This window comes from Streptomyces sp. NPDC059452 (genome assembly GCF_042750035.1).
In the GTDB taxonomy this organism is placed as follows: domain Bacteria; phylum Actinomycetota; class Actinomycetes; order Streptomycetales; family Streptomycetaceae; genus Streptomyces.
This window is the reverse complement of sequence record NZ_JBHYVE010000038.1, coordinates 1-13,435: the sequence shown is the minus strand read 5'-3', so window position 1 is coordinate 13,435 and position 13,435 is coordinate 1. Positions and strand designations below refer to the sequence as shown.

Sequence of the window (13,435 nt, the reverse complement as noted above, 5' to 3'; positions counted from 1 at the left end):
CGGGGTACACCGCAAGAGAACAGTCCGGATAGCGGTGAGACCTAGTCGAGACCCGGACAGTTAACAAACCGTCCAGTTCCGGGACATCCCCCCGTGGGCAGTTAACAAGCCGGACATCCAGGGGTGTTCGGCGAGGCGAGGGCCCCGGGCGCGGGTCAGCGCGTCAGCGGGGCTGGGGCGGGTAGCCGTAGCCGGGGGCGGCGGCGGGCGGCGGGCCCGCGGGGGCGTGCGCCTCGCGGTCGTAGAACGGTCGGGTGTTGGCGCGCAGCCACATCGCGACCGGGTCGTACTCGTCGGACATGGCGACGGTGGAGACGGGCAGCCCGTCGGGGACCGCGCCGATCGACTGCCGCATCATCGTGCGCACCGCGTCGACGGAGGCCCGCCCGGTGTCGTACAGATCGAGCCCGATCGCGAGGTACGGGACACCCACGGCGGGGTGCACCCAGGCGCGGCGCAGCGAGCGGACGGCCGGGGTGCGGTGGGCGTTCTGGGTGAGCTGGGCGTAGAACTGCGGGAGCTCCACGGCCGGTTCGGTCAGCCGGAGCGGGCCCGCGGGCAGCCGGTCCAGGCCGGTGGCGATCCGGCGCAGGTCGAGCCAGGGGATGCCGACGCCGCCGCCCGGGGCGTGCGGATTGAGCCAGATGCCCCAGCGGTCGGGGAAGAGGGCGCGGGAGATGTCCCGGCCGGAGACCAGCTCGTGGGCCCTGCTCCAGCCGCTGGCGGAGAGCTCCTGGGCGGAGGTGACGCACGGGGCGTACCCCAGGCCGTCGACCTCCATGGACCCGTACTGGGCGTCCGGGGAGCCGGCCGTGCCGTGCCAGAGCAGCATCCAGACCCGGCCGTCGGCGAGGGCCGCGAGCAGCGCCTCGTAGGCGTCGAAACGCCCGGGGGTCACCTGGCGCAGCATGTGCTCGACCTTGCCGGCCGCCGCAGTGCCTGACGCACTCACCCTGGGTTCCGCCCCTCATCGTCCGTCGCTCCCGGGCACACGGGAGCGGTCCTCGTCATCAAACCAGCTTATGCGCCACTTCTGGCACCGACTTGACGCCACGGTCGGCGGACGCCGGTCCGCGGCCCCGCGGCAGTGCGGTGAGCGACCCTCGCGCCGGTACGGTAAGTGGCTCTTGCCCCGGTGCGGCAAGTGACCCGCACCGTTGTACGGTCAGTGGCCCCCGCCCGGGTGCGGTACGTGGCCCTCGCGCCGGTAGAACGGCCGCACTTTCTCCCGCATCCAGTCGCCGACCAGGTCCTGGGTCACATCCAGCAGGACCAGGTTCACCGGCCAGGGCACCTCGACGCGGCCGAGCGCCCGGCCCAGGGCGTCCATGGGCAGGTTCTGCCCCGTACCGTCCCAGGCCGCGAACTCGACGCCGACGAAGAGGACCGGGTCGCCGCCCTCGATGCTGGCGAGCGCCCGGCGGGCGGTGGCCACCACGCCGGTCGCCTCGAACTCGGCGGAGACGGCGGCGAGGAAGTCGAGCGGGTCGTGCTGCCAGTCCGGTTCGTACAGCTTGACCCGGCCGCCGGAGGCGGGCCCGTCCAGGGCGGTGCGCCCGGCCCGGCAGAGCTCGGCGACGGCGGACGGCGGCAGCGGTATGCCGACCGCGCCGCCCGGGTTCACCGCGATGCCGACCTGCGGGGGCAGGCCTCGGGCGAAGTCGCGGGCGGGCGCCACGGCGAAGGACATATGGCTGCCGACGCAGCTCAGGAACTGGCCCTCGGAGCTGAAGACGGGGACGTACGCGGCGCCGTCGATGTCCATCATCGGCAGGTCCAGGTCGGCGCTGGCGGGGGAGCCGCCGTTGGGCAGCGGCACCCAGACCGAGCTGCGGCCGAGCACTTCGACGAGGCGGCCGCCCGCGTCGGCGACGCCGAGGGAGGCGGTCAGCACCTCTTCGAGCTCGTTGGCGGGCCAGCCCTGCTGGGGGTGTGGCTGGACCGGTGCCGGAATGTCCACTGCCTCTGCGCCTCTCGCTGCTGTCGCCTGTTCCGGCCAGAACCCTAACCGGAGCAGGCCGCCGGGTCGTGGCCGTCCGGGAAGTCATGGCCGTCCGGGAAGTCGCGGCCGTCCGGGAAGGAGATCCGGCCGAGCGCGCTCGCCGCCGCCCGGTCCAGCAGCACCGCCGAGGCGCAGCCGGGGGGCAGCGCGCCCTGTTCGGTGTCGCGGATCAGCCGGGCCACCGCGTGCCGGTGGCGGGCGAAGGCGTAACCGGAGACGCCCCGGCCACGCTCGCGCTGTCCCTGGCGGGCCGTCCGGGGGTCCACGTCGAGGAGGATCAGATGCAGGGTCCGGCCCCGGCGGGCGGCGTGCAGGGCGAGCCAGCGGCGTACCCAGGTCTGCGTACCGCAGTCGTGTACGACGACGGATTCGCCGGAACGCAGGGTGGCCCAGAGCCCGAGGTAGTGCGCGGCCCGGACCAGGGGGCGGTAGAGGGCGTAGGGGAATAACCGGGGCAGGGCGGCGGCCCAGCGGTCGCGGGTGTTCTGGGAGTCGATGGCGCGGCCGCTCACGGTCCGCCGGATCAGGGTGGACTTGCCCCCGCCGGGCAGCCCGGAGACGACCACGACGGCGCCTGCGGGGAAGTGGAGGCACTCGGGGCTGTTCCCGGTACGCCCGCGCAGATCGCGTACCACCGGCGCACGGGGTTCCAGCAGTTCGTGTACGGGCGCGCCGGGCTGCGCCGAAAGTCCGGGCACCGACGCCCCGGCCCCGGGCTGTGCGGGCAGCTCCCGCACAGGTGCCCCGGCCTGCGCGGGCATCGCGTCGTGCGCGACCCCCGCGGTCGGTACCGACCGCTGCAACGTCATCGCCCATCCCCCTGCTGTCGGGCCGCTCACGCCTGCTGTGAAGTGTAAAGAAACGGCAAGGCGGCACAACCGGCTCCGCCTCCCGTACATGAGTCCGGGACCGGCCGCCCCACTCTGCCGCAAGCCGTGCGATGATGACCCCGCCAACTGCATACCGGCCGTTCGAATCCGCGCGGGAGAGTTCCGGCCACAGTGTGAGCCGGGCGCCGAAGGAGCAAGATCCTCCCTTGAATCTCTCAGGCCCCGTACCGCGTGGACGAGGCAGATCTGAAAAGCGGGCCGCTCCGGCGGCTCCACCCAAGGTGCAAGCCGAGCCCCGTGACCAGGGGCGTCCCTCTTCAGGGGCATACCCCGTCAGGGGCTATCGGCGAACCTCTCAGGTTCCGATGACAGATGGGGAGGATTTCCGTCCTGACGTCGTCATGCCCTGGAGCCGTATCCATGAGCACTGCCCCCCGTCTCACCGCCCTCGACGCGCTGCACCGCTCGCTCGGCGCCACCATGACCGACTTCGCGGGCTGGGACATGCCGCTGCGGTACGCGAGTGAGCGCGACGAGCACAACGCCGTACGCACCCGGGCCGGTCTCTTCGACCTCTCCCACATGGGCGAGATCACCGTCACCGGCCCCGAGGCCGCGGCCTTCCTGAGCTACGCGCTGGTGGGCAACATCGCCACCGTCGGCAACGGCCGGGCGCGCTACACGATGATCGTCCAGGAGGACGGCGGCATCGTGGACGACCTGATCGTCTACCGGCTGGGCGAGACCGAGTACATGGTCGTCGCCAACGCGGGCAACGCCCAGATCGTGCTGGACGCGCTGACCGCCCGCGTCGGGGGCTTCGACGCCGAGGTGCGCGACGACCGGGACGCGTACGCGCTGCTCGCGGTCCAGGGCCCCGAGTCCCCCGCGATCATGAAGGCCGTCACCGACGCCGACCTGGACGGGCTGAAGTACTACGCGGGCCTGCCGGGCACGGTCGCCGGGGTCCCGGCGCTCATCGCCCGTACCGGCTACACCGGCGAGGACGGCTTCGAGCTGTTCGTGGCGCCCGAGCACGCGGAGCAGCTGTGGCGGGCGCTGACGGAGGCCGGCGAGGCGCACGGGCTGATCCCCTGCGGCCTCTCCTGCCGGGACACGCTGCGCCTGGAGGCGGGCATGCCGCTGTACGGGCACGAGCTGACGACCGCGCTGACCCCGTTCGACGCGGGTCTGGGCCGGGTCGTGAAGTTCGAGAAGGAGGGCGACTTCGTGGGGCGCGAGGCGCTCCGGGCCGCCGCCGAGCGCGCCGAGACCGCCCCGCCGCGCAAGCTGGTCGGCCTGATCGCCGAGGGCCGCCGGGTCCCGCGTGCGGGTTTCTCGGTCGTCGCCGACGGCAAGGTCATCGGCGAGGTCACCTCCGGCGCTCCCTCCCCCACCCTGGGCAAGCCGATCGCCATGGCGTACGTGGACGCGGCCTTCGCCGCCCCGGGCACCGAGGGCGTGGGCGTGGACATCCGGGGCACGCACGAGCCGTACGAGGTCGTCGCGCTGCCGTTCTACAAGCGCCAGAAGTGATATTCCGGAGGGAACGGTGTATTCCGGCCCCTCCCTATCGGCGCGCGGGCGTCACAGAAGTGACGTACCTCCGTCTCACACCGTAAGACCACCGTTCATCAGCACTCCCCCGCGTACAGGAGAATTCAGGTCATGAGCAACCCCCAGCAGCTGCGGTACAGCAAGGAGCACGAGTGGCTGTCGGCCGTCGAGGACGGCGTGGCCACGATCGGCATCACGGAGTACGCGGCCAACGCGCTCGGTGACGTCGTCTTCGCCCAGCTTCCGGAGGTCGGTGACACGGTGACCGCGGGCGAGACCTGCGGCGAGCTGGAGTCGACCAAGTCCGTCAGCGATCTGTACTCGCCGGTGACCGGCGAGGTGACGGCGGCCAACCAGGACGTCGTGGACGACCCCTCGCTGGTGAACTCCGCTCCCTTCGAGGGCGGCTGGCTGTTCAAGGTGCGCGTCGAGGGGGAGCCGGACGATCTGCTCTCCGCCGACGAGTACACCGCGTTCTCCGGCAACTGAGACCTTAAGGGACCCCCTGATGTCGCTTCTGAACTCCTCCCTCCACGAGCTGGACCCGGACGTCGCCGCCGCCGTCGACGCCGAGCTCCACCGCCAGCAGTCCACCCTCGAAATGATCGCCTCGGAGAACTTCGCTCCGGTCGCGGTCATGGAGGCACAGGGCTCCGTCCTCACCAACAAGTACGCCGAGGGCTACCCGGGCCGCCGCTACTACGGCGGCTGTGAGCACGTCGACGTGGTCGAGCAGATCGCGATCGACCGGATCAAGGCCCTGTTCGGTGCCGAGGCCGCCAACGTCCAGCCGCACTCCGGTGCGCAGGCGAACGCCGCCGCGATGTTCGCGCTGCTGAAGCCGGGCGACACGATCATGGGCCTGAACCTGGCCCACGGCGGTCACCTGACCCACGGCATGAAGATCAACTTCTCCGGCAAGCTCTACAACGTGGTCCCCTACCACGTCGACGAGAGCGGTCTCGTGGACATGGAGGAGGTCGAGCGCCTCGCCAAGGAGTCCCAGCCGAAGCTGATCGTGGCCGGCTGGTCCGCCTACCCGCGCCAGCTGGACTTCGCCGCCTTCCGCCGGATCGCGGACGAGGTCGGCGCGTACCTGATGGTCGACATGGCGCACTTCGCGGGCCTGGTCGCGGCCGGGCTGCACCCCAACCCGGTGCCGCACGCCCATGTCGTCACGACCACCACGCACAAGACCCTCGGCGGTCCGCGCGGTGGCGTGATCCTCTCCACGCAGGAGCTCGCCAAGAAGATCAACTCGGCGGTCTTCCCGGGTCAGCAGGGCGGCCCGCTGGAGCACGTGATCGCGGCCAAGGCCGTCTCGTTCAAGATCGCGGCGGGCGAGGAGTTCAAGGAGCGCCAGCAGCGCACCCTGGACGGCGCCCGCATCCTGGCCGAGCGCCTGGTCCAGCCGGACGTCACCGAGGTGGGCGTCTCCGTCCTCTCCGGCGGCACCGACGTGCACCTGGTCCTGGTGGACCTGCGCAACTCCGAGCTGGACGGCCAGCAGGCCGAGGACCGGCTCCACGAGCTGGGCATCACGGTCAACCGGAACGCCATCCCGAACGACCCGCGCCCCCCGATGGTCACCTCGGGCCTGCGGATCGGCACCCCGGCGCTCGCGACCCGCGGCTTCGGCGCCGAGGACTTCGCGGAGGTCGCGGAGATCATCGCCGCCGCCCTCAAGCCGTCGTACGACGCGGACGACCTCAAGGCCCGCGTGGTGGCGCTGGCCGAGAAGTTCCCGCTGTACCCCGGCCTGAAGTAGCACCTGGCCTGCGGTTCCACGCATCCGGACGGGGCACCGCGCACACTGAGGAGAGTGAGCGCGGTGCCCCGTTCCATGCCCCTCGCCCGCTGGTTTCCTCCCGCTTCTCCCGCTTGCCCCGCTTGTCCCCGCACCGCCCAGGCAGACAACGGCGTCTTCCAACCCCCCAAGGAGTCCTCCCGTGGCCATCTCGGTCTTCGACCTCTTCTCGGTCGGCATCGGCCCGTCCAGCTCCCACACGGTGGGCCCGATGCGGGCCGCCCGGATGTTCGCGCGCCGCCTGAAGAACGAGGGCCTGCTCGCGCACACGACCTCGATACGGGCCGAGCTGTACGGCTCCCTCGGCGCGACCGGCCACGGCCACGGCACCCCGAAGGCGGTCCTGCTCGGCCTGGAGGGCGAGTCCCCGCAGACGGTCGACGTCGAGTCCGCCGACACCCGGGTGGAGGAGATCCGCTCCACCGGCCGGATCAACCTGCTGGGCATGCACGAGATCGCGTTCTCCTTCGACGACGACCTGGTCCTGCACCGCCGCAAGGCGCTCCCGTACCACGCCAACGGGATGACGATCTTCGCGTACGACTCCGAGGGCGCCCCGCTCCTGGAGAAGACGTACTACTCGGTCGGCGGCGGCTTCGTCGTGGACGAGGACGCGGTGGCGGGCGAGAACCCGATCGTCCCGGACGACACGGCCCTGCGCCACCCCTTCCGTACGGGCGACGAGCTGCTGCGCCTGGCCCGCGAGACCGGCCTCTCCATCTCCCAGATGATGCTGGAGAACGAGCTGGCCTGGCGCACCGAGGCCGAGATCCGCTCCGGCCTGCTGGACATCTGGCGCGTCATGCAGGCGTGCGTCTCGCGCGGCATGTCCCGCGAGGGCATCCTCCCCGGCGGCCTCAAGGTCCGCCGCCGCGCCGCGAACTCGGCCCGCCAACTGCGCGCCGAGGGCGACCCGCAGGCCCACGCGATGGAGTGGATCACCCTCTACGCGATGGCGGTCAACGAGGAGAACGCGGCGGGCGGCCGCGTGGTCACCGCCCCCACCAACGGCGCGGCGGGCATCATCCCGGCCGTCCTGCACTACTACATGAACTTCGCGGCCCACGGCTGCACCGAGGCCGAGAAGGAGGACAGCGTCGTCCGCTTCCTCCTCGCCGCCGGCGCCATCGGCCTCCTCTTCAAGGAGAACGCCTCCATCTCCGGCGCCGAGGTCGGCTGCCAGGGCGAGGTCGGCTCGGCCTGCTCGATGGCGGCCGGCGCCCTCGCCGAGGTCCTGGGCGGCTCCCCCGAGCAGGTGGAGAACGCCGCCGAGATCGGCATGGAACACAACCTGGGCCTGACCTGCGACCCGGTCGGCGGCCTCGTCCAGATCCCGTGCATCGAGCGCAACGGCATGGCGGCGGTGAAGGCGGTGACGGCGGCGAAGATGGCGCTGCGCGGCGACGGCAGCCACAAGGTCTCGCTGGACAAGGTCATCAAGACGATGAAGGACACGGGCGCCGACATGAGCGTGAAGTACAAGGAGACGGCGCGGGGCGGGCTCGCGGTGAACATCATCGAGTGCTAGGCGGAGAGGATCTGACCTGGGCATTCGTGACGGTGACGTCCGGCCGCGTTCGTGACGGTGACGCCCGGCTGCGTTCGTGGCGCGTCCGCGCCGACGCCGGACGTCGAGTTCCGGGCCTCGCTCGACCGTATCGTCCTGTATCCCGCCCGAACCGTCGGCGCACACGTCCTACCTCCTGGAGACACCGTGTCCCGCCCGTACGTCCTGCTGTCCGCAGCCGTTTCGCTCGACGGCCACCTGGATACCCGTCCGGGCGAGGACCGGCTCCTGCTGTCCAACAAGGAGGACTTCGACCGCGTCGACTCCGTACGGGCAGGCGTCGACGCCATCCTCGTGGGGCCGGGACACTCCGTGCCGACAACCCCCCTCTCCTCGTCAACTCGGAGGAACGCAGGGCCGCGCGGATCGCGGCCGGGCGGCCGGAGTACCCGCTGAAGGTCACCATCACCGGTACGGGCGACCTGGACGCCGAGTGGAAGTTCTGGCACCACGGCGGGGACAAGCTCGTTCTGGCCGTCGGGGACGCGGCCGCGGCGGAGGCGCGTGCCAATCTGGGTGGCCTGGCCGCCGTTCGGAACGTTCCCGCCGAGGGCGTCTGGCCCGCTGCCCTCGACCTCCTCGGTGATACGTACGCCGTCGAGCGGCTCATGGTCGAAGGCGGCGGCTCGCCCTCGCCTGCGAGCTGGCCGCCCTCTGCCCGCCCTCGGCGACCGCTTTCAGCGTGGGTGCGGTCATCGTCGCGGCCGACGGGACCGAACTCGCCCGCGGCCACTCCCGCGAGAACAACCCCCACGACCACGCCGAGGAAGGCGCCCTCGCCAAGCTCCCCGCCGACGATGCCCGGCTGGCCACGGCCACGGTCTACAGCTCCCTGGAACCCTGCGCCAAGCGGGCATCCAGGCCTCGCCCCTGCGCCGAGCTCATCCGGGACGCCGGTATCCGCCGGGTCGTCACCGCCTGGAGCGAGCCCGACACCTTTGTCGTGGGCGCCGACGGCACGGGGCTCCTCGAAGAGGCCGGTGTAACGGTCGTTGCGCTGCCTGAGTACGCCAACGCCGCGCAGGCTCCCAACCGGCATCTGCTCCGAACCTCCCGAGGCGGTGCGGGAAACCGGCGGGGCACACCCGGCCGGATTCAGGGACCGGGCGGTGATCCGTCTCAGCTCCTGCTCCGCTACGGTGCGGTGCGGTGCGCCGAGATGGTGGATGCGGGCGTGGGCGGCGGGCGGCGCGCTGTGGGCTGTGGGCTGTTGTGAAGGGGGCTGGGGATGAGTGCGGGGGAAGTTCCGGTCGGTGAGGGCGGGTCGAGCGGGTTGAAGCGGCGTCTCGGGGTGGGGGACGCCGTGCTGGTCGGACTCGGGGCGATGATCGGGGCCGGGATCTTCGCCGCGCTCGCGCCCGCGGCCCGGGCGGCGGGGTCCGGGCTGCTGGTCGGGCTGGCGCTCGCCGGGGTGGTCGCGTACTGCAACGCGACCTCCTCGGCCCGGCTGGCCGCCCGCTACCCGGCCTCGGGCGGGACCTACGTCTACGGGCGCGAACGGCTCGGGAAGTTCTGGGGGTACCTGGCCGGGTGGGCGTTCGTCGTCGGCAAGACCGCCTCCTGCGCGGCCATGGCGCTGACCGTGGGCACCTACGCCTGGCCCGGTCACGAACGCGCGGTCGCGGTGGCCGCCGTGGTGGCGCTCACCGCGCTCAACTGCGCCGGGGTGCAGAAGAGCACACGGCTGACCCGCGTGATCGTCGCCGTCGTGCTCGCGGTCCTGGCCTCAGTGGTCACCGCCTGCCTGACCGGCGCGAGCACCGGGGCCGGGTGGCCGGACATCGGCGGGGACGTCACGGCGAGCGGCGTCCTCCAGGCCGCGGGGCTGCTGTTCTTCGCCTTCGCCGGCTACGCCCGGATCGCCACCCTCGGCGAAGAGGTCCGCGACCCCGCCCGTACCCTCCCCCGGGCGATCCCCCTCGCGCTGGCCATCACCCTCGTCGTCTACGCCTGCGTGGCCGTCGCGGTCCTGTCGGTCCTGGGGCCCGACCGGCTCGCCCAGGCCGCCGATCCGCTCGCCGAGGCCGTGCGGGCGGCCGGGGTCCCCGCCCTGGTCCCGGTCGTGCGCGTCGGTGCGGCCGTCGCGGCCCTCGGGTCCCTGCTCGCGCTGATCCTCGGGATCTCCCGCACCACCCTGGCCATGGCCCGCGACCGTCATCTCCCCCGCGCCCTGGCCGCCGTGCATCCGCGCTTCGGGGTTCCCCACCACGCCGAACTCGCCGTCGGAGCGGTCGTCGCCGTCGCCGCGGCCACCGTCGACCTGCGCGGGGCCATCGGCTTCTCCTCCTTCGGAGTCCTGGCCTACTACGCCATCGCCAACGCCGCCGCCCACACCCTCACCCGGGCCGAGGGCCGCCCGCCCCGGATCGTCCCCGTCCTCGGCCTGGTCGGCTGTACGGTTCTGGCCCTCGCCCTGCCCACGGCCTCGGTCATCTCAGGAGCCGCGGTTCTGGCCGTCGGCGCGGGTGTGTACGGAGTACGGAGAGGGCGTGCCCGTCCCTGACCGGGGCCGGGGGCCGAGGGCCGGGCCTATCGGGGTCCCGGCCCCCGGTCAGCGACGCGGGGAGTCCCCGGAGGCCGGACGCTCGCGCTGCGGCCGGGTCGCGTCCGCGCGCGGGTCCGTGCTCGGGTCCGGATCCGCGTCGGCGTCGGGCTGTGCGCCGCCTCCGTGGGAGCTGTGGTCAGCCGCCGTGTGGTCCGCGCCGCGCCCGTCCGCGTGTACCCGGCCGTGGTCGGCCACCGCGTGACCCGCGCCGCGCCCCTCCGCGCGGGCCACGATCAGCCCGTCCCGTACCCGGATCGCGAGTTCGGTCCAGTCGTCCGCCGCCTCCCGGCCGATGGCGGCGGGGACCCTGCCGGTGTCGTCGAACACGATCCGCAGCCTCGGGAGTTCGGCGGGCGCGAAGACCCGGCGCAGGCAGCCGACGAGATCGGTGATGCGGAGCCGGGCCAGTCGGCCGAGCTCGGCGGGGTCGCTCGTCACGACGACGAGGGTCACCTCGTCTCCGTACGGTCGCGCCGAGCGCAGTGCCTCCTCGGCCGCGGACAGCCGTCTCACACCCAGCACGACCACCACGCCGTCTTCATCGAGGCCGATCTGACGGCCGGTGACCTCGTCGCGCAGCCCCTGGGGCGCCGCCCACTCGTCCTGCGCAGGCCGTGCCGGGGCGACGAAGGGCAGGTGGGGCGGGGGCGAGTCGTCGATGGGGCCGATGCCGGCCAGGTGCTCGGCGGCGCGGGCCAGGTCGAACGGGTCGCCGGTCCCGGGGGCGTTCTCCGCGAGACCGGCCGCGCCGTGCAGCAGGGTCAGCGTCAGCTCGGCCAGGCGGACCGTCCGGGTGCGGAGCGGGGTGTGCGGTTCGAGTGCCGGGGCCAGCAACAGGGCTTCCAGCCGTACGAGTTCGGCCAGCGTGGCCCTGGCCGGTTCGGTGTCGAGCACTCCGGACAGGGAGCGGAGCTGGAGGTGGCCGTTGCCCGGGGTGTCGCCCGCGAAGGGCAGCCGCTCCAGCCAGACCCGGGCGAACGCACCGAGCGCGGCCCCGGGCGATTCCGGTGATTCCAGGGGCGGTTCGGCGTGGTCCCGGGCCTGTTCGGCGGCGTCGGCGAGCACGGCGAGGTAGAGCGCGCGCTTGCCGGTGAAGTTGGAGTAGACCGCTCCCCTGGTCAGTTCGGCCCGATCGGCGATCCGGTCGATCTTGGCATCGCCGTAGCCGTGCTCGGCGAACTCCTGCCGGGCCGCGACCAGCACCTCCGCCCGGGTCCGCTCCTGCTGCTGTGCGCGGGTCAGTCGCGCCATCGTCGCCCCATTCCGTATCGCTTGTTCAGCGCGATTGATTGCGTGTTTGTTCATTGCGTGTTCCGTGTGCCCCTGCGCCTCCTGCCGCGCAAGGATATCGGCGTCATCCAGATGTTTGCGTCATTGGAAAATCATTGGCGATATAGGGCATAACACCCCATAAAGTTGCTAACTTTCCCCTTTGGCCGATGACCGCATCGACAGGGGAACCCCATGACCCACACCGGTTCGGAAGCCGTCCCGCGGCCGGCCGCCAAGCTGACCCTGCTGACGCTCACCGCGATGGTCGTCGGTTCGATGGTCGGCGCCGGGGTGTTCTCGCTGCCGCGGCGGTTCGCGCAGGAGACCGGGGTCGCGGGGGCGCTGATCGCCTGGGCCGTCGCCGGGACGGGCATGCTGATGCTCGCCTTCGTCTTCCAGACCCTCGCCGTGCGCCGGCCGGACCTGGACGCGGGCGTGTACGCGTACGCGAAAGCAGGGTTCGGCGAGTACCTCGGGTTCTTCTCCGCCTTCGGCTACTGGGCCAGCGCCTGCGTCGGCAACGTCACCTACTGGGTGCTCATCATGTCGACCGTCGGCGCGGTGGCACCCGTACTCGGGAACGGTGACACCGTGACGGCGGTGGTGGTCTCCTCGGTCGGCCTGTGGGGGTTCTTCCTGCTGATCCGGCGCGGAGTGAAGGAAGCGGCGGCCATCAACCGGATCGTCACCGTGGCGAAGATCGTCCCCATCGTCTTCTTCGTGATCCTGGCCCTGTTCTACTTCGAGCCGTCCGTCTTCGCGGACAACTTCGGCGGCACCGACTACGCGGGCTCCCTCTTCGGCCAGGTGCGCGGGACCATGCTCGCCACCGTCTTCGTCTTCCTCGGAGTGGAGGGGGCCAGCGTCTATTCGCGCCACGCCAAGCGGCGCGAGGACGTCGGCCGGGCCACCGTCCTGGGGTTCCTCAGCGTGTTCGCCGTCTTCGCCTCCGTCACGATCGTCAGTTACGGGCTGCTGCCGATGGCCGAGATCGCCGAGCTGCGGCAGCCCTCGATGGCCGGAGTGCTGGAGTCCGCCGTCGGCACCTGGGGGCAGGTCTTCGTCAGCGTCGGCCTCATCGTCTCCGTGCTCGGCGCCTATCTCGCCTGGACCCTGATGGCCGCCGAAGTCCTCTTCGTCGCCGCCAAGGACAAGGACATGCCGCGCTTCCTGAAGCGGTCCACGGCGGGGGACGTACCGGACGCCGCGCTGCTCATGACGACGTGTCTGAGCCAGGTCGTCCTCGTCGTGACGCTGTTCTCCGACGATGCCTTCAACTTCGCCCTGGACCTGACCAGCGCGCTGAGCCTGATCCCGTTCCTGCTGGCCGCCGCCTTCGCCGTACGGATCGCCCGGCGGCCGGGCCGCCGTACGGACGTGGTCGGACGCTCCACCCGGCGCGAGCTGGTCATCGCCGTGGTGGCGACCCTCTACACCGCGTTCCTGCTGTACGCGGCCGGGCTGAAGTTCGTCCTCGTCTCCTTCATCCTCTACGCCCCGGCGACCCTGCTCTTCATCAAGTCCCGCCGGGAGCAGGGGCGCAGGCTCTTCTCCCCGGGCGAGGCGGTCATCTGCGCGGTGTCGGTCGTCGGTGCCGCCGTCGGCGTCGCGGCGCTGGCCGTGGGGTGGATCGAGCTCTGAGCCCCGCCCCGTACCTGCTTGTATCGCCCCGTACCTCCTTGTACCGGCTCGTAACGGCTCGTACATGCTCGTACTGTTTCGTAATGGCCCGTAGCGGCAACTCCCCGTCGTCACCGAGCGAAAGGACTTCCCAATCGTGATGTCAAGCCGCAGCCGTGACGGGAGGTGAACCTTGGTAGCGCTGTCCGTCACGGATCATGGCCCACAGGACGTT

General features: G+C 71.8%; 10 protein-coding genes, 1 pseudogene and 1 riboswitch. Of the genes and pseudogenes, 7 read left to right on the top strand and 4 right to left on the bottom strand.

Features of this window, described 5'->3' with window-relative positions; translation table 11 throughout:
- Positions 1 to 163 precede the first annotated feature (163 nt).
- From ACFW9Z_RS32650 to ACFW9Z_RS32640, 3 genes are all read right to left on the bottom strand, one after another.
- Positions 164 to 910: an enhanced serine sensitivity protein SseB C-terminal domain-containing protein gene (locus ACFW9Z_RS32650; protein ID WP_384646551.1), complete on the bottom strand. Its 747-nt coding sequence runs from the start codon at positions 908 to 910 to the stop codon at positions 164 to 166.
- A 255-nt stretch (positions 911 to 1,165) separates the two neighbouring features.
- Positions 1,166 to 1,960, bottom strand: a complete 795-nt coding sequence (locus ACFW9Z_RS32645; RefSeq protein WP_384646550.1) for an enhanced serine sensitivity protein SseB — start codon at positions 1,958 to 1,960, stop codon at positions 1,166 to 1,168.
- 44 nt (positions 1,961 to 2,004) lie between these two features.
- A complete protein-coding gene (locus tag ACFW9Z_RS32640) occupies positions 2,005 to 2,811 on the bottom strand; it encodes an AAA family ATPase (protein ID WP_384646548.1) in 807 nt (268 codons plus the stop codon).
- A 163-nt stretch (positions 2,812 to 2,974) separates the two neighbouring features.
- A riboswitch (glycine riboswitch) is annotated at positions 2,975 to 3,072 on the top strand.
- Positions 3,073 to 3,252: 180 nt separating this feature from the next.
- Between ACFW9Z_RS32640 and gcvT the strand changes: the two genes are divergently transcribed.
- The 6 genes and pseudogenes from gcvT to ACFW9Z_RS32610 all read left to right on the top strand — a co-directional run bounded on the left by gcvT (position 3,253) and on the right by ACFW9Z_RS32610 (position 10,266).
- Positions 3,253 to 4,368: a glycine cleavage system aminomethyltransferase GcvT gene (gene gcvT, locus ACFW9Z_RS32635; protein ID WP_384646546.1), complete on the top strand. Its 1,116-nt coding sequence runs from the start codon at positions 3,253 to 3,255 to the stop codon at positions 4,366 to 4,368.
- Positions 4,369 to 4,500: 132 nt separating this feature from the next.
- The gene (gene gcvH, locus ACFW9Z_RS32630) at positions 4,501 to 4,878 is read left to right on the top strand and encodes a glycine cleavage system protein GcvH (protein WP_384646544.1); all 378 of its coding nucleotides are present in this window, start codon (positions 4,501 to 4,503) and stop codon (positions 4,876 to 4,878) included.
- Positions 4,879 to 4,897: 19 nt separating this feature from the next.
- Positions 4,898 to 6,157, top strand: coding sequence for a serine hydroxymethyltransferase (gene glyA / locus ACFW9Z_RS32625; RefSeq protein ID WP_018492302.1), 1,260 nt, complete (start codon positions 4,898 to 4,900; stop codon positions 6,155 to 6,157).
- Positions 6,158 to 6,338: 181 nt separating this feature from the next.
- The gene (locus ACFW9Z_RS32620; RefSeq protein ID WP_384646542.1) at positions 6,339 to 7,724 is read left to right on the top strand and encodes an L-serine ammonia-lyase; all 1,386 of its coding nucleotides are present in this window, start codon (positions 6,339 to 6,341) and stop codon (positions 7,722 to 7,724) included.
- A gap of 186 nt (positions 7,725 to 7,910) precedes the next feature.
- Positions 7,911 to 8,808, top strand: a pseudogene (locus ACFW9Z_RS32615) (dihydrofolate reductase family protein); the annotation flags it as partial.
- A gap of 183 nt (positions 8,809 to 8,991) precedes the next feature.
- Positions 8,992 to 10,266, top strand: a complete 1,275-nt coding sequence (locus ACFW9Z_RS32610; RefSeq protein WP_384646539.1) for an APC family permease — start codon at positions 8,992 to 8,994, stop codon at positions 10,264 to 10,266.
- A 48-nt stretch (positions 10,267 to 10,314) separates the two neighbouring features.
- On the opposite strand, the gene ACFW9Z_RS32605 is transcribed toward ACFW9Z_RS32610, so the two are convergent.
- Positions 10,315 to 11,559: a TetR family transcriptional regulator gene (locus tag ACFW9Z_RS32605; protein ID WP_384646537.1), complete on the bottom strand. Its 1,245-nt coding sequence runs from the start codon at positions 11,557 to 11,559 to the stop codon at positions 10,315 to 10,317.
- A gap of 213 nt (positions 11,560 to 11,772) precedes the next feature.
- On the opposite strand from ACFW9Z_RS32605, the gene ACFW9Z_RS32600 reads away from it, so the two are divergent.
- Positions 11,773 to 13,221 (top strand): basic amino acid/polyamine antiporter, encoded by a 1,449-nt coding sequence (locus ACFW9Z_RS32600; protein WP_384646535.1) that lies wholly within the window; start codon positions 11,773 to 11,775, stop codon positions 13,219 to 13,221.
- Positions 13,222 to 13,435 lie beyond the last annotated feature (214 nt).